This is a genomic window from Polaromonas sp. (assembly GCF_049790275.1).
GTDB lineage: Bacteria > Pseudomonadota > Gammaproteobacteria > Burkholderiales > Burkholderiaceae_C > Polaromonas.
In genome coordinates this window covers 18,756-38,545 of the sequence record NZ_JBAQYR010000119.1, presented here as the reverse complement: position 1 = coordinate 38,545, position 19,790 = coordinate 18,756, and the positions used below count along the sequence as shown (strand labels likewise).

Below are 19,790 nucleotides of genomic sequence, written 5' to 3'. Positions count from 1 at the left end.
TTGACCGGCGGGCTCAGAAGTTCAGTGTGCGTTTGTCGACGGCCAGGGCCGCTTCCTTCGTTGCCTCACTGAGCGAAGGATGGGCATGACAAATCCTGGCAATGTCTTCCGAACTGGCCCGGAATTCCATCGCCACCACGCATTCGGCAATCAGTTCGCTTGCCATGGGGCCGACTATGTGCACACCGAGGATTTCGTCAGTGGTGGCGTCGGCCAGCATTTTCACCATGCCGGTGGTATCGCCCAGCGCCCGCGCGCGGCCATTGGCCATGAAGGGGAAGGTGCCGGCCTTGTAGGCCCGGCCGGCAGCCTTGAGCTGCTCTTCGGTCTGGCCCACCCAGGCGATTTCGGGGTTGGTGTAAATCACCCAGGGAATGGTGTTGAAGTTGACATGGCCGTGCTGGCCGGCAATACGCTCGGCAACCGCCACGCCTTCTTCTTCGGCCTTGTGCGCCAGCATGGGACCGCGCACCACGTCTCCAATTGCCCAGACATTGGGCAGGCTGGTTTTGCAGTCTTCATCGACCACCACCGCGCCGCGTTCGTCGAGCTTCAGGCCCACGGCCTCCGGATTGAGGCCCTGGGTGTTGGCCACCCGGCCGATCGAGACGATGAGTTTGTCCACCTCCAGTGTCTGCGCTTCGCCCTTGGCATCGGTGTAGGCCACACTGACGCCCTTCTTGCTGCTTTTGATTTCGCCGACTTTCACGCCGAGCGCGATTTTCAGACCCTGCTTGTCGAAAGCCTTTTTGGCCTCCTTCGCGATCTGCTGGTCCACGGCCCCCAGGAAAGTTGGCAGGCCTTCCAGCACGGTGACTTCAGCGCCCAGACGGCGCCAGACCGAGCCCATTTCCAGGCCGATCACGCCGGAACCGATCAGGCCCAGCTTTTTGGGAACCGCCCCAATGCGCAGGGCCCCGTCGTTCGACAGGATGTTCTCTTCGTCAAACGGCGCGCCGGGCAAGGCACGCGCGCTGGAGCCGGTGGCGACAATGATGTGTTTGCCGGAAACGGTTTCTTCGGCAGCACCGGCGACCTGGATGTCGTACAGCCCGTCTTTGATTGCCGTGAAGGAACCGCGGCCGTGGAAGAAGGTAACCTTGTTTTTCTTGAACAGGTAGACGATGCCGTCGTTGTTCTGCTTGACGACCGTGTCCTTGCGGGCCAGCATCTTGGCGACATCCAGGCCCAGCCCCTTGACCTCGATGCCATGCTCGGCAAAGTGGTGGCCGGCATGGTCATAGTGTTCCGAGGACTGCAGCAGCGCCTTGGACGGAATGCAGCCGACGTTGGTGCAGGTGCCGCCCAGGGCCGGGCCGCCCTTGGCATTTTTCCACTCGTCGATACAGGCCACGTTGAAGCCCAGCTGGGCGGCGCGAATGGCAGCAATGTAGCCGCCGGGGCCACCGCCGATGACGATGACGTCGAATTGTTTAGTACTCATCAATATTCTCACTTCACTTTACGAAATGCCGGACTGTGAATGCCGGCAGGCGAACCAAAAGCAATCAAATAACCTGTGTCGCTGACAACCGGAGACCATGAAAAGTCATTACCCCGAAACGAAAGCGACACCTTGGTTGGCACGCGGCAAAACATCGGCATGGGCCAACCTTCACGGATACACCGAATCGAATCTAGTGGCATGTTGTCGCTGAACAGGCGCCCCACGTCTTCCCGGCTCATTTCGCGCCAAGTTTGGGAGGTCACGTCATCAGGCGCGTTCCCGACGATTCTTGCTTTCCACTGCCCCTCTGCACTCCCGGAGATGATTAGCTGCTTTACGCCGGCGATGAGGTAACCGTTAAGAGGCACTTCCTCAAACTCGCCCGAAAAACCGTCGTCGGGGCGAACCGCCGCGCAGCCTGCTGCCAAGCATGCGGCAAGGATTACCAGGATGACGCGCGCGGAAAACCCTCCCGCCGCGCCCCCACTGGCTTTCCCTGGCGTCATCAGATGTCAAACAGCAGACGTGCGGGATCTTCCAGCGCTTCCTTCATGGCCACCAGGCCGAGCACGGCTTCGCGGCCGTCCACGATGCGGTGGTCGTAGCTCATCGCCAGGTAGTTCATCGGGCGCACCACGATCTGGCCGTTTTCCACGACGGCGCGGTCCTTGGTCGCATGCACGCCGAGGATGGCCGACTGCGGCGGGTTGATGATGGGGGTGGACAGCATGGAGCCGAACACGCCGCCATTGGAAATCGAGAAGGTGCCGCCGGTCATCTCTTCGATGCCGAGCTTGCCGTCGCGCGCCTTGGCGCCGTACTCTGCAATTTTCTTTTCGATGTCGGCAAAACTCATCTGGTCGGCATTGCGCAGGATGGGCACCACCAGGCCGCGCGGCGAACCGACGGCAATGCCGATGTCGAAGTAACCGTGGTAGACGATGTCATTGCCGTCCACCGAGGCGTTGAGCACCGGGTATTTTTTCAGCGCATGCACCGCCGCCTTGACGAAAAAGCTCATGAAGCCGATCTTCACGCCATGCTCTTTCTCGAATTTTTCCTGGAAACGCTTGCGCATTTCCATCACCGGCGCCATGTTGACCTCATTGAAGGTGGTCAGGATGGCGTTGGTGGCTTGCGACTGCAGCAGACGCTCGGCGATCCGTGCGCGCAGGCGGCTCATGGGCACACGCTGCTCCGGACGCTCACCCAGGTTGCTGGCCCTGGAAGGTGACGCAACTTGAGGCAGGGAAGTGGTTGGAACACCCGTCGGTATTGCGCTGGCAGCTACAGATTTAGGAGCAGATGCAGCGCCACCGGCGACCGCACCCAGCACATCGCCCTTGGTCACGCGGCCATCCTTGCCGGTACCTGGAACCGAGCCCGACGCCAGCTGGTTGTCAGCCATCAGCTTGGCGGCGGCAGGCATGGGTACACCGGCCATGCTCCCGCCAGATGCCGCTGGCGCGGCGGGAGCTGCAGCAGGAGCGGCCGCCGCAGGCGTTGCGGCGGCAGGTGCCGCAGCGGCTGCCTTGCCCTCGGTATCAATTCGGGCAATCAACTGCTCGGCCGTGACCGTGCCGCCATCGGCCACCAGGATCTCGGACAGAACGCCTGCCGCGGGTGCCGGCACTTCGAGCACCACCTTGTCGGTTTCGATTTCGATCAGGATTTCGTCGATGGCAATGCTGTCACCAACTTTTTTCTTCCACTGCAACATGGTCGCTTCGGCGACGGATTCGGACAGCTGCGGGACTTTGACTTCTACGGTAGCCATTTAAATTCTTTCGTGTGTAATTTCCGGGCAGACACGCCTGAGGCAGGCGTGGCCTTTTCTTTATTTGGACAGGATGAAACCCTTGAGCTTGGCGAAGGCGCCGTCTACCAGCGCCTTTTGCTGCTCCTGGTGCAGATGCGAGTAGCCCACGGCCGGCGAAGCCGAAGCTGCGCGACCCGAGTAACCCAGCTTCTGGCCTTCAGCCATGTTCTCGTGGATGTAATGCTGCACAAAGAACCAAGCCCCCTGGTTTTGCGGCTCGTCCTGGCACCAGACAATGTCGGTGACATTCGGATACTTCTTCAGCTCTGCTGAAAACGCCTTGTGCGGGAAGGGATAGAGCTGCTCCACACGCAGGATGGCCACGTCGTCCACACCTTTTTCGTCACGCTTTTTGGCCAGGTCGTAATAAACCTTGCCCGAACAGGCGACAACCCGCTTGACTTTCTCCGCCTTGAGCCCGGCGCTGTCCGGAATCACGGTCTGGAAGCCGCCCTTGGTGAATTCCGAGAGCGGCGAGGTGGCGTCCTTGTTGCGCAGCAGCGACTTGGGCGTCATGATGACCAGCGGCTTGCGCAGGTTGCGCACCATCTGGCGGCGCAGCACATGGAAAATCTGGCTGGCTGTCGTCGGCTGGACCACCTGCATGTTGGTGTCGGCCGACAGCTGCATGAAGCGCTCCAGGCGCGCCGAGCTGTGCTCCGGGCCCTGGCCTTCGTAGCCGTGCGGCAGCATCAAGGTGATGCCGTTGACACGCCCCCATTTGACTTCGCCGGAGGCAATGAACTGGTCGATCACGACCTGCGCGCCGTTGGCAAAGTCGCCGAACTGGGCTTCCCAGATCACCAGCGTGTTGGGGTCGTTCGACGCGTAGCCATATTCGAAGGCCAGCACGGCTTCCTCGGACAGGATGGAGTCGATGACCACGAACGGTGCCTGGTTCTCGGCCACGTTCTGCAGGGGCACATAGGTGCCGGTGTCCCATTTCTCGCGGCTCTGGTCATGAATCACCGCATGGCGGTGCGTGAAGGTGCCGCGTCCGCAGTCCTCACCCGAGAGGCGCACCGGGTAGCCGCTGGCCACCAGCGAGGCCAGCGCCATGTGTTCGCCCATGCCCCAGTCAACAGGAATATCGCCGCGGCCCATGGCAGCGCGGTCGTCGTAAACCTTTTTGACCAGCTGGTGCGCCGTCACCGTGGCGGGGATGGTGCTGATCTTTTCAGCCAGTCGCTTCCATTCGGCCATGGGAATCGCAGTGTCGCCGGCATCGGTCCACTTTTTGCCGAGGAAAGGGCTCCAGTCCACGGCGTACTTGCTCTTGAAGTTGGTGATCACCGGATCAAAAGTGCTCTTGCCGGCGTCGAGCGCGGCGCGCACGGCCTTGACCATGTCGTCACCCAGCGTCTCGCCCATCCCCTGGGCCGCCAGCCTGTCGGCGTACAGCTTGCGCGTACCGGGATGCTGCGCAATTTTTTTGTACATCAGTGGCTGTGTCAGCGCCGGTGTGTCCTGCTCGTTGTGGCCGAGCTTGCGGAAACAGATGATGTCGACCACGACGTCCTTCTGGAACTCCATGCGAAACTCGAGGGCCAGCTGGGTCGCCAGCACCACGGCTTCCGGATCATCGCCGTTGACGTGCAGGACAGGCGCTTCGATCATCTTGACCACGTCGGTGCAATACAGCGTGGACCGGCTGTCGCGCGGGTCGCTGGTGGTGAAACCAATCTGGTTGTTGATCACCAGGTGCACCGTGCCGCCGGTGGAATAACCACGGGTCTCGGCCAGCGCCAGCGTTTCCATGACCACGCCCTGCCCGGCAAAGGCCGCATCGCCGTGCACCAGCACCGGCAACACCTGTTTGCCCTTGGGGTCGTTACGGCGGTCCATGCGGGCGCGCACGGAACCTTCCACCACGGGATTGACGATTTCGAGGTGCGAGGGGTTGAAGGCCAGGCTCAGGTGCACCGGCCCACCGGGGGTAGTCACATCGGAGCTGAAACCCTGGTGGTACTTGACGTCGCCGCTGGGCAGGTCTTCCGGCGCCGTATGGTCAAACTCGGCAAACAGGTTGGCAGGGACCTTGCCCAGCGAGTTGACCAACACATTCAGGCGCCCGCGGTGGGCCATGCCAATGACGATTTCCTGCACACCGATGCTGCCGCCGCGCTGGATCAGCTCGTCCATGCTGGCAATAAAACTCTCGCCGCCTTCCAGCGAGAAGCGTTTCTGGCCGACGTACTTGGTGTGAAGGAAGCGCTCCAGGCCTTCGGCCGCCGACAGGCGGTCCAGGATATGAAGCTTCTTTTCCTGGGTGAAATGGGGTTTGCTGCGGATGCTTTCGAGTTTCTGCTGCCACCAGCGCTTCTGGTTCTGGTCGGTCATGTACATGTACTCGGCGCCAATGGTGCCGCAGTAGGTCTCGCGCAGCGCATTGAGCAGCTCGCGCAGGCTCATGGTTTCCTTGCCGAAGAAGGTGTTGCTGGTGTTGAACACCGCCTCCTGGTCGGCATCGGTGAACCCGTAAAAAGACGGGTCCAGTTCGGGAATGTTGTCGCGTTCGGTGCGCTTGAGGGGGTCGAGGTCGGCCCAGCGGGCGCCGACGTTGCGGTAGGCGGCAATCAGCTGCTGGACGGCCGTGCGCTTGCGCCCCCACTCGGAGTCGGCGGTGGAAGCACCCACCACACGGGTCACGCCCTGCTTGGCCCGTTCGGCGAAGGCGTTGACGACCGGCAGGTGCGGAACGTCCTTGGCATTGCTGCCATCGACAGCGGGCACGTGCTGCAGGGCGTCGAAATACTCGCGCCAGTTGTCGGGCACGCTGCCGGGGTTGGCCAGGTAGTTTTCGTACATCTCTTCGACATAGGGCGCATTGCCACCGAAGAGATAGGTGTTGCCTTGATAGGCTGAATAGACGGACGATGCCGCCGGCAGGGAACTCATTACGCTGACCTCCGTTTCCCTTGAGGAAACATTAGCTGGCCACAACAGGATGTGGCTGGTTGATTAACCTTCCGCAACACGGCTTGACCGATTAGCGGATGCGACTGTGGCAAGGAAGGGCCTTCAGAAACAGGCTCGATTGTGCCACCGAATGCCCAAATGGCGAAACCCGGACCACCACAAAGGCGCCCGGGTTTTGTCATGCAGCGGACCGACCGCGTTGGTCGGCCTGCTTCAGGCTCAGGTCAGGCCGGGGTTTCCCGCCATGCCGATCAGGCCCGGCACATTGGGTTTGGGCGGCTTGAGGACCTTGTGTGTCTTCAGGTAAGTCTCGACAATCTCCCAGACTGGTGGGCCGGCATTCTTGCTGGCTTCCTGCACCGGCGCCCAGCCGGCCACCTTGTAGGTCTTGCCGGCCTCGATCAGCTTGTGGCCCAGTCGCATGTCCTGGATGCGGGCGCCCATCTTCGCGCCAGGCTCGCAGCGATAGCTCAGCCCACCGACACGAACCATGTCGCCGCCCTGCTGGTAATACGGGTCGGGGTTGAACAGGTTGTCACCCACGTCTTCGAGGATGGTCTTGATCATGTCGCCGCGCATCTCGGTCAGCGTGGTCCAGGGGTAGGTGATGGCCGTCTGGTCCATCAGGTGCTCGCGCGTGATCGCCTGGCCCGGCAACAGCGAGGTGCCCCAGCGGAAACCGGGTGAAAAGGCGATGTCGGCGCCCCGCACCTCCATCAGCGCGTCAAGGATGAGCTGGTCAAAAGTACCGTTGAAGTTGCCGCGTCGGTACAGCGTAGCCTCGGTGACAGCGAGTTTTTCGGACAGTTTGGCCTCGTAGGGCGCGCGAACCTTTGCAATCAGTGAGCTCATGGCCGCGTCAGGCGGCAGCAGGTCTGAAAACACCGGCAGCAGGCGGTAGTTGAAAGCCATCACCTTTTTGTCCTTGACGTCGAGGTCGAGCACACCCAGGAACTTGCCGTTGCTGCCCGCATTGGTGACGATGGTCTGGCCGCCGGGGTTTTTGACGATCACCGGCACCGGCACGCCGTCGTGGGTATGGCCGCCCAGGATCGCGTCGATGCCGGTCACGCGCGAGGCCATTTTGAGGTCCACGTCCATGCCGTTGTGGCTCAGCAGCACCACGGCCTGCGCACCTTTGGCGCGAGCTTCGTTGACGGCTTCCTGCATCTCGCTTTCGCGGATGCCGAAAGTCCAGTTGGGCGTCTGCCAGGACGGGTTGGCAATCGGCGTGTAGGGAAAGGCCTGGCCGATGATGGCGACGGCAACCCCGTTCATTTCCTTGATGACATAAGGCTTGAACACCGGGTCGCCGAAATCGCTGGTCTTGATGTTCTGCGCAACAAAATCGACTTTGCCGGCAAAGTCCTTCTCGACAATGGTCTTGATGCGCTCTTCTCCGTAGGTGAAGTCCCAGTGGCCGGTCATCACATCCACGCCCAGCAATTTGGCGGCATCGACCATGTCCTGGCCCTGCGTCCACAACGCGGTGGCACTGCCCTGCCAAGTGTCACCGCCATCGAGCAGCAAGGCTCCGGGCCGGCTGGCCTTGAGCTGACTGACCAGCGTCGCCAGGTGCGCAAAACCACCAACCTTGCCATACTGGCGTGCCGCCCGCTCGAAGTTCAGGTAGGTGAAGGCATGGGCCTCGGCCGTTCCGGCTTTCAGGTGGGCTGCCTTCAGCAGGTTTTGCCCCACCAGATGCGGCAGCCGGCCCTTCATGCTGCCCACACCGATGTTGACGGAGGGTTCGCGGAAATACACCGGCATCAGTTGGGCATGGCAGTCGGTCATGTGCAGCAAATGCACATTGCCGCTGCGCGGCACGTTGTACAAGCCAGCCGCCTGCGCGGCGCCGGCCTCACGCTGTAACGGAAAACCGGCGGCCAGTGCGGCCGCCATGACACTTGCAAACTCGCGGCGGGACAGATTCATGGCGATGGATACCCTGCCTGTTCAAGCAGGCGCTGTTGAATGACTACTGTTTTGATAGCTGCCTCCGCCCGCTGGGCAAGGGCTACAGGCATAAAAGGCTATCAACTCACTTGTTCACGGGCGACGCCGGATCCAGCAGAAGCGCCATCACATGACGCAGCTGGGTTTCGTTCAGGATGCCGGCATGGCCAAACCGCGGCATGCCAGAGCATGCGTTATACGCCTTGGAATTCCAGAGCTTGCCCCAGGTGTAGTCCACAACGGGTTTGCTGGTTGCGGCCGCCGGATCGGCGACGCCGCGCAGCTTGCCGTAGTTGTAAAGGCTGGGACCGATGGAACCAAAGGACAGCTCTTCCTTGCTGATCTGGTGGCAGTTGTAGCAGCTTCCGCCGTTGGCGGAACCGGGCTGGTCGGTCCAGGTCATGCCACGGCCGTTCTGCGCGATTTTTTCGCCCTCTTTCCAGTCGCCCAGAAACTTGCCGTCCGAAGGCATCTTGATGGTCTTCAAATTGGCCTCCTCGATGGATTTGGCCAGTTTTTCGTCGAGCGCCGCGCCCTGGGCTTCCGAGCAGGCCTTGTTGGACGCGTCCTGGTCCAGCCAGCTGGTTTTGGCAATGCCCTGGTCACGGAACGAGGATCTGATCACTTTCTGCGTGGCCTCGGCCACCTGCTGCGGCGAAGGACCCGCGGCGCAACCGGCGAGCAGCACGCTCAGGGCCAGCATGCCGGCCTGCTTGTATGTCTTTTTCATGTCTGTGCTTCCTGTTCTCGTTTCAACGCTTGAGGGCCGGTGCCGTGGAGGCGCCGCCTTTTCCGTTCACCCCCATGAAAACGCCCAGTGCGATGGTCGCATCCGAGGCATATCCGGGAAACGGAAAGCGTTGCTGCCGATAGCAGTCGTTCAGCCGCCGCTGCATGCCCCAGAGATCGCCGCTGGAAACCCGATAGGCCGGCCAGGCACCGAAGCCGTCGCCGGCGCCCGGATTTTTGGTCAGGTTGGGCAGGTCCTGCAGACGCACCCGCTTGTTGTCTTCGCCATGGCAGGAAGCGCAGGAGAAGTCATACGGGCCGCCGCGCTGGTAGAACACCTGCTTGCCCACGGCGTACATGAGTTTTTCCTCGGCATGGGCCTGCGGCAGATTGAACTTCATGCCGCGTGATTCGCCGGAAATCCAGGCCACCAGCGACTCCATGTTCTTCTGTTCACCGCGGCCGAACGGCGTCTTGGCGATGGCATCGGCGCTGAACCCCTGCAGGGTTTCCATGCAGGTCAGCAGGCGCGACTCCAGGTCCTGCACACGGCCGGTGTCGGCGAAATAACGCGGCAATTCGACAAAAGCGCCCTTGACGACGCCCGGGCCCTTGCCCAGGTCGCATTGTGCCAGGCTGGCATTTTTCGGGCCGCGGGCCTGCTTCCAGAGGGCTTCTCCCCTGGCCTCGTACAGCTCGGCGGGGTTGCCATCGGCCAGCATGGCGCGGTATTCGGCAATGCCCTCGGCCGTGCTTTTTTGCGCCGCCGCCGACAAAGGCAGCAGGCACACGGCCGCCAGCCCCAAAAGATTCCATCTCATCGCGTGCTCCTCGTAGTTATTGGCTTGTCAACGGTTCAGGAAATCACTGCTTCATCGGTTCGCTTGTCGCCCTTGTTGTCGACCCAGCTAACGGCTACTTTATCGCCGGCCTTGCCACCCTTGAAGGCAAACTGCATAAAGGGGTTTTTGGACACGGCCGGGCCCCACTGGGCGCTCATCACCGTCTTGCCATTGTGCGTGGCGCTGATGTTCTGGATGAACCAGGCCGGCACGATTTTTCCGGAGGCGTCCTTGCGCTGGCCACTTTCCATTTCATGGCTGACCAGCACACGCACCGTGGTTTTATCACCTTGGGCCTGTGCCCGGATTCTCATTGGATCTGACATTTTCTCTTTCCTTTCAATCGTTTCTGGATACCGGAAGCGGGATGCAAGGCCATGGCGCCCGCCTTCCGGCTCAACCGCCGCAGCCGCCCAGGGTGACCTTCACTTCCTTGACCGCGTAGAAAAACTTGTCCCCCACCTTGGCCAGCGCATAAACGTTCGAGGACTGGCCCATCTTCAGGTTGGTGGAAACGTTGGGGTCGGTGCCCTCGGGAATGTCGAACAGCGCAGCCAGGGCGTTCGGGTTTTTCTCCACCACCAGCGCCAGTTGCGTGGTTCCGGCGATCTTGCTTTGCGCGCCGACACGCACCACGGCGCCGTTCTCCGCAATTTCGGGTGCCTGCAGGATCAGGTCCTTGCTTTCGACCGGCGCAGCGGTAGCGCCCAGTGCCTTGGCGGCCTCGGCCATGGACTTGCTGTCAAACGCAAGCTTGTTCCAGGCAGGCGCGGTTTGCGCGTGGGCCGGTGCGAGCCCGGCCGAGGCGGCCAGTACCAGTGCGGTAGCACCAGAACCGGTGGCTAGAAATTGACGACGCTCCATGCTTTGAACTCCTTTGAATATGACTGTGCTTATTAAACTTGAAAACGACTGGACATAAAACGCGAACCAGCAACTCCGGCCTGCCTACGGCGAAAAATCCCGTGCCAACCACTGGGCCAACTGGGTCGATTCGGCATCGCTCAATGACTGCGGCGGCATCGGCATGGTGCCCCATATGCCCTGCCCGCCTTGCTTGATTTTGCCTGCAAGGTAATTCACCGCGTCGGTGCGGCCCTTGTATTTGGCCGCAACGTCCCTGAAAGCCGGGCCGACCAGTTTGCTGTCAATCGCATGGCAGCCCACACAGGCGTTTTTCTGCAGCAGGGGCATGACAGCAGCCGTGGCGGCGCCGGCTGCATTTCGGGGCAAACCCGCACCCGCTATCTTTTCAGGAGCTGCTTGCGCTTTATCAGAAAGGGCTACGCCCCTGTTTGGCATGAAAACTTCAGCCGCCGGACGGCTGGTGTCGGCACCTCGGGTGGAGCCCACCAGACGCATCTGGTCCGCCAGTTGCCCGTGGGCATTGCGGGCGTAGTCCGGCAAGAAGCTTTTCACGACGACCTCTTTGCGGCAGTCGCGCATACAGGCCGAACCCTGAGCATCGGGCTTGGCCGTACCGCCGAACTCGGGCCCCGGCCACATAGCATGGGCCGTGGTGGTGCCCTTGCGGTTGGGCAGGCGCTCCTGCACCTCGCGGATATTGGCATCGGACAAGGTGAACTCTGCAGGAACAATGCTGCCCAGGTTCAGGATGTAGGCCGTCACCGCATACACCTCGTCGGTGCTCAGCGACTTGGGTGCGTTCCATGGCATGGCCCGGTTGATGTAGTCCCACAGCGTGGACAGCGTCGCCATTTTCATCAGCGCCGTGCGTTGCGGCTGGTTGGCACCGGGCAAAAGGTTGTGCACCCGGCCGGTCTTGATGTCTTCGGCCGTGGTACCGCCCGCAATCGGTGTGAATATCTCGGACGATTCGCCAAAGCTGCCGTGGCAGGAGGCGCATTTACCTTCCCAGACCACTTCACCCTGGCGCACCGACCCCTGTCCTTTGGGCAAACCTTTGAAATCGGGCCGGACATCGATGTCCCAGGCCCTGATTTCCGCCGTTGTGGCCGTGCGGCCTATGCCCGGGTACCTGTCCGCGGTTTTTCCATCGGCATGGGCCACGGATGCACCCCCAGCCGCGAACACAAAAACGAGGGTCGCCCAGCCAAGGCGCAAAAATCTAGAGTTGGACATTCTTGACCTCGCCGTTCTCTCCCAGCGCCCAGGTCTGGATCGCGTTGTTGTGATAGATGCTGCGCGAAGCCCGCACCTTGCGCAGATCGCCATAGGTCGGCTGAATGTGGCCGATTTCGTCGATGGCGCGGCTCTGGAAAAAAGCCGGCTTGCCGTCCCAGACGAAGTCGCTGTTGAAGCGCGTCAGGCATTTGGACAGCACCGGCCCTTCAAGGCGCGCCGGCTTCCAGTTCCGGCCGCCGTCCACGGACACATCGACCCGCCGGATCTTGCCGCGTCCGCTCCAGGCCAGGCCGGTGACGGTGTGAAAACCCTTGTCGAGCAGCACCTGGCCGCCGCTTGGCGATGTGATCACGCTTTTGACTTCCTGGATGCTGGTGTACTGGCGGTGCAGGCCATCAGGCATCAGGTCCATATAGTGAATGCTTTCGTCCTTGGTCGCATAAGGCATGTCGCCGAGTTCGATGCGACGCAGGTACTTGACCCAGCTGACGCCCTGTACGCCCGGCACGACCAGGCGCAGGGGGTAGCCGTTTTCGGGGCGAAGCATCTCCCCGTTCTGTCCGTAGGCCACCAGCACTTCGCCACTCATGATCAGACTCATCGGGATGGTGCGTGTCATGCCCGAGCCATCGGCGCCTTCGGCCAACACAAATCTGGCGCGCTTGAAGTCGGCCCCGCACAACTCCAGCAGCGCGCGCAGCGGCACCCCGGTGAATTCGCTGCAGCTGAGCATGCCGTGGGTGTACTGCACCGTCGGCACGGCCACATTGCCCCACTCCATGCCGGTGTTGGCGCCGCACTCGATGAAGTGCATGCGGCTGACGCTGGGCAGGCGCATCAGCTCATCCATGTTCAGTACCATGGGCCGCTTGAGCATGGTGGCATCCGAGCCATTGATCATCAGCCGGTGTTTCGACGGATCCATGTCCCACCAGCCCTGGTGATGCCGTTCAAAATGCAGGCCGCTCGGCGTGATGATGCCGAACAGGCCCTGCAGCGGGCAAAAACTCACGCTGGACTGCGGCACCCGCGTCAGGCCCGGGCTTTCACGGCGCTGCAGGTTTTTTTCCCACTCACTGGGCAAGCCATAGGCACGGGCCGCCACCGGCTGGCCCAGCCCCTTGCTGTGGGCCGGCAAGTTCATGATCTCGGGGTCGTCCCCCGCCATCGCCCGTCCCGTCACCATGGCACTGGCAGCTGCAGCCACCGCGCCAGACAAAAAGCTGCGCCGCCCGGCACGAACTTCCTGGATCTGACTACGGCTCAGGAAATTTTCCGGCGCACGCCGGATAAAACGGTTCAGCATGGGGCGCTCGCAAAAGTTTCAGATGTCATAGCTGTGCGCCTTGGCGTGCTGGATGGGCGAAAGGCTTTGTTCTGCCGGAACGGCACCCGGCTCGTCGAGTTCAATCGCAATCTGGGTACAGACGCTCCGGCACAGGGCGACGGCTTTTTCGCTTTGCACGCGATAAATCACCTGCGTGCCTTCCTTGCGCTTGGCGAGCACGCCGGTACGAAACAACACCGCGAGGTGCTGGGACAAATTGGGCTGGGTGGTATCAATCTCGGCCAGCAGCTCGTTGACCGATTTTTCGCGCTCGCACAGAGCGCTGAGCACACGCAGGCGCATGGGGGTGGCCAGCACCGCGAACAGTTCGGCCGCAAGTTCAAAAACCCGCCCCTGCTCGGATTTGGCTCCCGCCTGGATCATGTCATTCATAGGCAGTCTGGATATTTAAATATAAGGAATGACTGATATTAAGAGTGAGATGCATCACAAAAACACCGGAGATACCCTTAGGCGACGGGCAAAGAAAAGGAGCTGTCGCTAGGGAAACCGTTGACTGGCACGCAATTCGCACAAGGTCGGCACGGCCAGAAATCACCACAAAAGAGGGGGCTTTTGTCTCACGCCGTGCTATAAAACCACTGGCGTCCAGTGGTTGTTACCTGTCCATACCCTATGTTTCTCAAACGGCTTGTTTTTTCAATTTGTGCTGCGTCGGCCTTTGCTTTCCCGATCGCTCCCGCACACGCCGAAGTTGACGTGCTGGTTCGCGAATCTCTGGCGCTCGTCGAACAAGGGCAGGCACAACAGGCCTTCGACCGGCTTGCTGCCGTCGAAACAGAACGCGCCGGCGACCCGGACTTCGACACCGTGCTTGGCATCGCGGCGAACGACACCGGGCAGTTCACCCGTGCCGTCTTTGCACTTGAGCGCGCCCTGACCGTCCAGCCGGCCAATGCGCGGGCCCGCGCTGAACTCGGCCGCGCACTCTTCGCGCTAAAGGACAACCAGGCCGCCCGCCAGGTCTTGCAGGAAACCAAGCGGGAAAACATCCCGGCCGATGTGGCTCGTCGCATAGACGATTTTCTGCTGGCGATCGACCGCAATGAAGAGGCCGCACGGTCTTCCATCAAGGCGTACATAGAAACCAGTTATGGCTCCGACAGCAACATCAACAGCGGTCCCAGCAACGCCAATGTCGCCGTTCCGGCGCTTGGCGGACTGGTTTTCACCCTCAGCCCCACCGGCGTCAAACTGAAAGATGACTTTTACAGTGTCGGTGCGGGCATCTCCGGACGCTACGTGACGGAAAACCCCCGTCTTTCGCTGATTGGCAGTGCGACCGGCAACTACCGCTTCAACCTGGACCACAATGACTTCGATACCAACCAGTTCGACATCACTGCGGGAGCAAGCTACCGGGTCGACAAGGACGAATTCACCGCCGTCGCGCAGGTCGGCACCTATGCAGCCGACAACACCCCCGTGCGTAATCAAAGAGGTGTGGTGGGTGAGTGGACCCACCGCCCGGACGTCGCCAGCCAGTGGAGCACCTACCTGCAGCTGTCCACTCTGCGCTACCCGGGTCAAAGCCTGCGCGATGCCGAGCGTTATGTGTTGGGCACCTCCTATGCAACCGTCCTTCGCAGCGGACTACTGGTTTTCGGCGGTGGCTACTTCGGCGTCGAAGACGAGCGCGCTTCCGGCGTGCCGCACCTGGGCCACCGGCTGGTGGGCCTTCGCGCCGGCTTGCAGCAGCCCCTTAATGCCGATATCGACCTGTTTGCCAGCGTGGGGTTCGAAAATCGCCGCTACGGCGGACCCGATCCACTCTTTCTTGTTACACGTGATGACCGGCAGTCCACCCTGAACCTTGGCTTGAACTGGGTCCCAGCGGTAACCTGGCGCGTCACGCCTCAGTTGTCCTTGTTGAAAACAAGCTCCAACATTGCCATCTCGGACTTCACCAAACGCGTGCTCTCCGTCACGGTTCGCAAGGATTTTTAGGGAAGCCAGCGATGTTGTCACCGTAGCGGTCGTTTTTGCAAAACAATAGCCAATAGCGCGATTACCGCCATTCATCATCGCCTGGTCAACGTCATGTCCGGATCGAAAGAAATTCATCATGAAGCAAGACTTCCAACTTAAGAACACCGTCCTGCTGATGGCGCTGGCTGCTGCCTATCCCATGCAAGCCCACGCCCTGGCGGGTGTCGCCCAGTTCACGGCAGGCGAAGTCAATGTGCGGCAGACCGATGGCCGTACCATCGCGCTCGCAAAAGGCAACAACATCGACAGCGGCCAAGCCATCGTGACCGGCGGCAACGGCCGCGCCCAGGTCAGGTTCACCGATGGCGGGCTGATCTCCCTGCAGCCCAACACCGAATTCAAGATCGCCAACTACGTCGACCAGAATGATCCCAAGGAAGACCGTTTCCTGGTGGACCTGCTACGCGGCAGCATGCGCGCCATTACCGGCCTGATCGGCAAACGCAACCGCGACAACTACAAGCTCACCACCACCACGGCCACCATCGGCATCCGGGGCTCGGGCTTCAAGGTCGGCTACAACCCCGATGGCTCGCTGAGCATCAGCAGTGAGCTGGACAAAATTGAGGTATGCAACCAGAGCGGCTGCATCGGGCTGGTGGCCGGCGAATCGGTGAGGGTTGTGGACAGTAACTCACCACCGGTGCGCACAAGCGAGCAGGCCAAGGTGGAAACGCCAACCACGCAAGAGGATCCCAATCCTGTTGGCAATCAGGTGAATTCCACCGGCGCAAGCTCGGCAATCGGATCAACAACCACCGTTCCAGTCGTGCGTACCTTTACAAACATCAAGGTCAACGCGGCAGGCTCGAATGGTACGACTGCGTACAAGGTTTCCACAGCGGCCGGTGCGACCACCGTCTTCAGTGACAACAAGTTGCTCAAGCTCGACGACGTCAACGGTGTTGAGGGCAAATGGGGCGAAACCGGCACACCACAGCCGGAGGTCAATTTCAAATCGGTTGGCAATGTGACCGATGCCAACTTCATTGGTTGGGGAATGTGGACCACCGGGCAAAGAGACTACATGGGGACAGTGTTGCTGAACCATGTTCACTATATTGCCGGTCGGCCAACGTCGGCGCCCGAAATTAGCGCCATGTTCAACCCGATTCCATACAACCTGACTTACAACATGGTTGGCAGTACGGCACCGACCTATGACGGCGCTATCGGTACGCTCAACGGTGCCAACTTGGTATTGACGTTCGGATCAGCGGCCTACCAGTTCTCGGCAACGATCAATACCAATTTCGTCAGTTTTACTGACTCGGCCTCAAGTCTCACGGGCTCGTCGTTTACTGGCGTCAATGGTTATATCAAGGGCGAATTGATAGGATCAGGTGCGGCCTTTGCAGGCCTTACATACAGCAAACCCCTCACCAACGGCCCCGTCACGGGCGCCATTGTTTTCAAGAAGCCTTAGCAGGGAAATCTAGTAGCTTGCGCGAACGGCTGCAATGGCCGCTTCGCCATGCAGAAGTTCCGCTTTGCGCACCCCGGCTTGCACCATGGCCTGACGAAGCAGCGGCTGTGCTGCCAGACGGGACAGTGCCTCCCAGGCGTCCTCCTGGGACGCGACAAGAAGCCCAGACTCTCCCTGGACAATCACCTCGGCATAGCCTCCGTGGATTCCGGCGACCACTGGCAATCCCGACGCCATGGCTTCTGCAACCACCCGGCCGTACGCTTCCACCGTTGCGCCCGTGCGATAGAAAAAAACATCCAGCGACTGGTAAAAATCGACCACGTCCCCCGCGCCCGCAGGCAAAAGCTCCACACCCTCCACCCCCTGCAGCTGAGGCGCCAGACAGGTGCCGCCCATGATCCGCACACGCCAACCTTTGGCAGCCAACATGCGGTAAAGCAGCGGGTCCTGCGGGTGGTGTTTGTCAGGCGCATCCCGGCTGACCCGGCCTACAGTGAGCGCTCCCGTTGACGACGGATTGCGCAGACGCGCCGCGTGCAGAAAAGGTTGAATATCCATCGGGCTGTAGATGACCTTGCCGGGCAAGCCCGCAGTGAGTCGCAAAGCCTCGGACGCAAAGACGAGTTCAGGCTCCAGCGATGTGGTGTCCCGGAAGATCTCAATCAGGGTAAAAAGGCGCTCAAAACTTGCCAGGTTGCATTGAAGGACCACCCTTTCAAAACTCCCGTACTTGAGCCATGGCGCGGGAGGCACATGCACCCCACCCCATACCAGCACGCCTTTGCGCGGAAAATTCCCGGCAAATGGCTGGACAGCCGTCACAGCCTGGGAGGCAAAAACGGGATGCGGGGGAACGACGGACCAGAGCTTGACTGAGCGGGTCGGCCCAAGCAGTCTGGCCAGAGACATCAGCTCAAGCTCGGCCCCGCTAAAAGGGTCGTCGAAGTACCCAGTCAAGTGAATGACTGGCAGGGCTTGGGCGGCAGAAGACGGGTCCATGGTGATGCAGTTTTGGCGACCATTGCTGATCTAGAGTCTGTCACATAATCAAATCATGACTTCATCAGAGGCCCCGGACGCACCGGCGGAACTACCGACTTTCCATGACCAGATGTCGCGCGGCATTGCTGCTCATGAGGCTGGCGATCTGGTGGGCGCACTGACAGCTTTTGAGTCTGCGGTCGCACTGGAGCCGGGCAACACCAACGCGGTTTCGGCCTGCGCGACGCTGCTGTCCGCTCTTGCGCGGCCCCATGCAGCATTCAAGCTCCTGCAGCAAGTGGAACCCGGATTGCTGGGAGAAGTTGGCGGCGCCACCAACCTTGCCATCGCCGCCATGGATAGCGGGCATTGGCAGCAAGCCAAAAATTACATCGCGTGTGCTCTGGCCCTGGACAGCGACGACATTCGGGCGCTGAACCACGCGGGGCAGATGGCCGCACGTGAGGGGCGCTGGGAAGAAGCAATCGATCATGCAACGCGGTGCCAGAGGCGAGCAGCTGGGTATGAAACTGCGTGGACGCAGCTGGCAGACTATCTGATGGGGGCACGCCGTTACGCACAGGCGCTGGCCCACATCCAGGAGGCCTTGAAGCGTTTTCCCGAAAGCCCCCAGCTGACCATGCGACAGAGTGTTGCTCTCGCGCTGCAGGGAGAATTCGACGCGGCGGACACTTGTCTGGCAGCGCTCGGGCCCGAGGCCAATGCCGCCTTGCTCGGGTTTTGGTTGCAAGGCGCAGTGCCGGAGCCCGGCCGCACGCCCGCCGCGTTGCCCTGCGCCCGCGCGCTTTTTTGCAGGCATGCGTTTGGTGCCATGGACGACTGTGACTGGCGCGACCAGGATCGCCTGATTGAGGTGCTTCATGCAGAAATAGATAGAGGTAGCAAAACAGCTGGCGGTGCCCGCATCGACCTTCGTCCTGTCATGTATAACGGCCTGGTTTTGCCCTGGGGTGAAAGCGAGTTGATGCAAGCCTCAGAGCTGATCTGGTCCGCCATGGCTGCCTCGCAGAGGAAACCTTTGCCGCCTTTTTCGAGTAAACGCACCCTGCGACCAAACGACGGGCGCATCCACGTCGGTCTGGCTGTGCCAAGTCTGCGCGATGCGGCCACCACCGAATCGCTTGCCGCACAGCTGGCTCTGCACGACGATTCGCGCTTCGCATTTCACATCTACTCCGCTACGCCAGAACCACAAGCAGTGTGGTCAGCGCCGCTGCTGCCCCACAGCGTGATCGAGATGGCGCACTTCAGCGATGAAGAAACGGTGCAGCGCACACGCCTGGATCAACTCGATATATGGGTGGACATGACTTTGGGCAGCCCAGGCTGGCGGCCCTATGTCGCGCATCGCCGTGTGGCTCCGGTTCAGATTCAACAAACCCCCTGGCAGTCTCGATCACCGGCCAGCCCGTTTGACTACGCCTTGTCCGACAACTTTGTTCATCCCGGAATAGATGCCCACGCGCATGAGGGTGCACTGGTACGGCTGCCCCACACATGCTGGCTTGCACCCGTCGCGCAAGCGTCGCCGCCGCCTGCTTTCACCCGGACGGACGCCGGTTTGCCTGCGGAGGCCCTGGTGCTGTGCGCCTGGGTACCAGCACTGCGCATAGACCCCCAGAGCTTTAGCCTCTGGATGCAATTGCTGAACGCGCTACCTGAAGCAGTGCTGTGGCTGCCGCCCTTCACACTGGCCGCGCAGGCGAACCTGACGCGAGAAGCGCAACAGGCAGGCATCCTCGCCTACCGCCTGATTTTTGCCACGCCCGATACCCGACAAAACACGTTGGCACGCATGCCGCTGGCCGACCTGTTTCTGGATCCGCTGCGATTCAATGCCAGCCAAAGCCTTGCGGACGCGCTGCGCGCGGGCCTGCCCGCCATCACTTGTGCGGGCAAGAATAAGGCGTCGCGGCTGGGCGGCAGTATCATCCGGGCGGCCGGTTCGCCAGACTGCGTTTTCGAGAATGAAGAGGCTTACCTGGAAGCCGCCATTGGTCTGGGCCGCGACCACCATCGGCTGGCCGGATTGCGCGCCAGACTCCTGAATGCGAGCGCCACAGCACCACTGTTCCAATCGAAAGCAAGAGTCAAAGAGCTGGAAGCCGCGTGGGCCTTCATGGTCCAGCGAGCACGTGCCGGCTTGTCACCAACGACATTTGATGTACCTGGGCATCTGCCCCAGTCACTACCATATTGATAGC

Annotated in this window: 16 protein-coding genes; 3 read left to right on the top strand and 13 right to left on the bottom strand. The window is 61.1% G+C overall.

What is annotated here, in order from left to right; translation table 11 throughout:
• Positions 1-13: 13 nt before the first annotated feature.
• The 12 genes from lpdA to WA904_RS16775 form a co-directional block, all read right to left on the bottom strand.
• Positions 14-1,444, bottom strand: a complete 1,431-nt coding sequence (gene lpdA, locus WA904_RS16830) for a dihydrolipoyl dehydrogenase (protein WP_425198280.1) — start codon at positions 1,442-1,444, stop codon at positions 14-16.
• Positions 1,445-1,452: 8 nt separating this feature from the next.
• Complete coding sequence (locus WA904_RS16825; RefSeq protein ID WP_425198279.1) at positions 1,453-1,953, bottom strand: hypothetical protein; 501 nt, start codon at positions 1,951-1,953, stop codon at positions 1,453-1,455.
• On the bottom strand, positions 1,953-3,224 hold the full coding sequence (gene odhB, locus WA904_RS16820) for a 2-oxoglutarate dehydrogenase complex dihydrolipoyllysine-residue succinyltransferase (protein ID WP_425198278.1): 1,272 nt from the start codon (positions 3,222-3,224) through the stop codon (positions 1,953-1,955). The genes WA904_RS16825 and odhB overlap by 1 nt, the downstream gene beginning before the upstream one ends.
• A 60-nt stretch (positions 3,225-3,284) precedes the next feature.
• Positions 3,285-6,164 carry a 2-oxoglutarate dehydrogenase E1 component gene (locus WA904_RS16815; protein ID WP_425198277.1) on the bottom strand — a complete coding sequence of 960 codons (2,880 nt, stop codon included), beginning with the start codon at positions 6,162-6,164 and terminating at the stop codon, positions 3,285-3,287.
• Between the two features lie 240 nt (positions 6,165-6,404).
• A complete protein-coding gene (soxB, locus tag WA904_RS16810; protein WP_425198276.1) occupies positions 6,405-8,120 on the bottom strand; it encodes a thiosulfohydrolase SoxB in 1,716 nt (571 codons plus the stop codon).
• Between the two features lie 106 nt (positions 8,121-8,226).
• On the bottom strand, positions 8,227-8,871 hold the full coding sequence (soxX, locus tag WA904_RS16805; RefSeq protein WP_425198275.1) for a sulfur oxidation c-type cytochrome SoxX: 645 nt from the start codon (positions 8,869-8,871) through the stop codon (positions 8,227-8,229).
• Between the two features lie 22 nt (positions 8,872-8,893).
• The gene (gene soxA, locus WA904_RS16800; protein WP_425198274.1) at positions 8,894-9,691 is read right to left on the bottom strand and encodes a sulfur oxidation c-type cytochrome SoxA; all 798 of its coding nucleotides are present in this window, start codon (positions 9,689-9,691) and stop codon (positions 8,894-8,896) included.
• A gap of 35 nt (positions 9,692-9,726) precedes the next feature.
• Positions 9,727-10,038: a thiosulfate oxidation carrier complex protein SoxZ gene (gene soxZ, locus WA904_RS16795; RefSeq protein WP_425198273.1), complete on the bottom strand. Its 312-nt coding sequence runs from the start codon at positions 10,036-10,038 to the stop codon at positions 9,727-9,729.
• Between the two features lie 70 nt (positions 10,039-10,108).
• Positions 10,109-10,576 (bottom strand): thiosulfate oxidation carrier protein SoxY, encoded by a 468-nt coding sequence (soxY, locus tag WA904_RS16790; RefSeq protein ID WP_425198272.1) that lies wholly within the window; start codon positions 10,574-10,576, stop codon positions 10,109-10,111.
• Positions 10,577-10,660: 84 nt separating this feature from the next.
• On the bottom strand, positions 10,661-11,815 hold the full coding sequence (locus WA904_RS16785) for a c-type cytochrome (RefSeq protein ID WP_425198271.1): 1,155 nt from the start codon (positions 11,813-11,815) through the stop codon (positions 10,661-10,663).
• A complete protein-coding gene (gene soxC, locus WA904_RS16780) occupies positions 11,802-13,124 on the bottom strand; it encodes a sulfite dehydrogenase (RefSeq protein ID WP_425198270.1) in 1,323 nt (440 codons plus the stop codon). Before soxC ends, WA904_RS16785 begins: the two co-directional genes overlap by 14 nt.
• Before the next feature lie 18 nt (positions 13,125-13,142).
• Positions 13,143-13,538 carry an ArsR/SmtB family transcription factor gene (locus tag WA904_RS16775; RefSeq protein ID WP_425198269.1) on the bottom strand — a complete coding sequence of 132 codons (396 nt, stop codon included), beginning with the start codon at positions 13,536-13,538 and terminating at the stop codon, positions 13,143-13,145.
• Between the two features lie 327 nt (positions 13,539-13,865).
• On the opposite strand from WA904_RS16775, the gene WA904_RS16770 reads away from it, so the two are divergent.
• Positions 13,866-15,113 carry a surface lipoprotein assembly modifier gene (locus WA904_RS16770; protein ID WP_425198268.1) on the top strand — a complete coding sequence of 416 codons (1,248 nt, stop codon included), beginning with the start codon at positions 13,866-13,868 and terminating at the stop codon, positions 15,111-15,113.
• Between the two features lie 118 nt (positions 15,114-15,231).
• Entirely contained in the window at positions 15,232-16,581 is a 1,350-nt protein-coding gene (locus tag WA904_RS16765) for a FecR family protein (protein WP_425198267.1), read from the top strand.
• A gap of 9 nt (positions 16,582-16,590) precedes the next feature.
• On the opposite strand, the gene WA904_RS16760 is transcribed toward WA904_RS16765, so the two are convergent.
• The gene (locus WA904_RS16760; protein WP_425198266.1) at positions 16,591-17,583 is read right to left on the bottom strand and encodes a glycosyltransferase family 4 protein; all 993 of its coding nucleotides are present in this window, start codon (positions 17,581-17,583) and stop codon (positions 16,591-16,593) included.
• A 55-nt stretch (positions 17,584-17,638) separates the two neighbouring features.
• Between WA904_RS16760 and WA904_RS16755 the strand changes: the two genes are divergently transcribed.
• Entirely contained in the window at positions 17,639-19,786 is a 2,148-nt protein-coding gene (locus tag WA904_RS16755; RefSeq protein WP_425198265.1) for a tetratricopeptide repeat protein, read from the top strand.
• Positions 19,787-19,790 lie beyond the last annotated feature (4 nt).

Bases quoted from the DNA above. Each gene is read 5' to 3' on its own strand.
- WA904_RS16825 (WP_425198279.1), bottom strand. From the start codon at position 1,953: ATGACGCCAGGGAAAGCCAGTGGGGGCGCGGCGGGAGGGTTTTCCGCG.
- soxX (WP_425198275.1), bottom strand. From the start codon at position 8,871: ATGAAAAAGACATACAAGCAGGCCGGCATGCTGGCCCTGAGCGTGCTG.
- WA904_RS16775 (WP_425198269.1), bottom strand. From the start codon at position 13,538: ATGAATGACATGATCCAGGCGGGAGCCAAATCCGAGCAGGGGCGGGTT.
- soxC (WP_425198270.1), bottom strand. From the start codon at position 13,124: ATGCTGAACCGTTTTATCCGGCGTGCGCCGGAAAATTTCCTGAGCCGT.
- WA904_RS16755 (WP_425198265.1), top strand. From the start codon at position 17,639: ATGACTTCATCAGAGGCCCCGGACGCACCGGCGGAACTACCGACTTTC.
- odhB (WP_425198278.1), bottom strand. From the start codon at position 3,224: ATGGCTACCGTAGAAGTCAAAGTCCCGCAGCTGTCCGAATCCGTCGCC.
- WA904_RS16760 (WP_425198266.1), bottom strand. From the start codon at position 17,583: ATGGACCCGTCTTCTGCCGCCCAAGCCCTGCCAGTCATTCACTTGACT.
- soxB (WP_425198276.1), bottom strand. From the start codon at position 8,120: ATGAATCTGTCCCGCCGCGAGTTTGCAAGTGTCATGGCGGCCGCACTG.
- soxY (WP_425198272.1), bottom strand. From the start codon at position 10,576: ATGGAGCGTCGTCAATTTCTAGCCACCGGTTCTGGTGCTACCGCACTG.
- lpdA (WP_425198280.1), bottom strand. From the start codon at position 1,444: ATGAGTACTAAACAATTCGACGTCATCGTCATCGGCGGTGGCCCCGGC.
- soxA (WP_425198274.1), bottom strand. From the start codon at position 9,691: ATGAGATGGAATCTTTTGGGGCTGGCGGCCGTGTGCCTGCTGCCTTTG.
- WA904_RS16785 (WP_425198271.1), bottom strand. From the start codon at position 11,815: ATGTCCAACTCTAGATTTTTGCGCCTTGGCTGGGCGACCCTCGTTTTT.
- soxZ (WP_425198273.1), bottom strand. From the start codon at position 10,038: ATGTCAGATCCAATGAGAATCCGGGCACAGGCCCAAGGTGATAAAACC.
- WA904_RS16815 (WP_425198277.1), bottom strand. From the start codon at position 6,164: ATGAGTTCCCTGCCGGCGGCATCGTCCGTCTATTCAGCCTATCAAGGC.
- WA904_RS16765 (WP_425198267.1), top strand. From the start codon at position 15,232: ATGAAGCAAGACTTCCAACTTAAGAACACCGTCCTGCTGATGGCGCTG.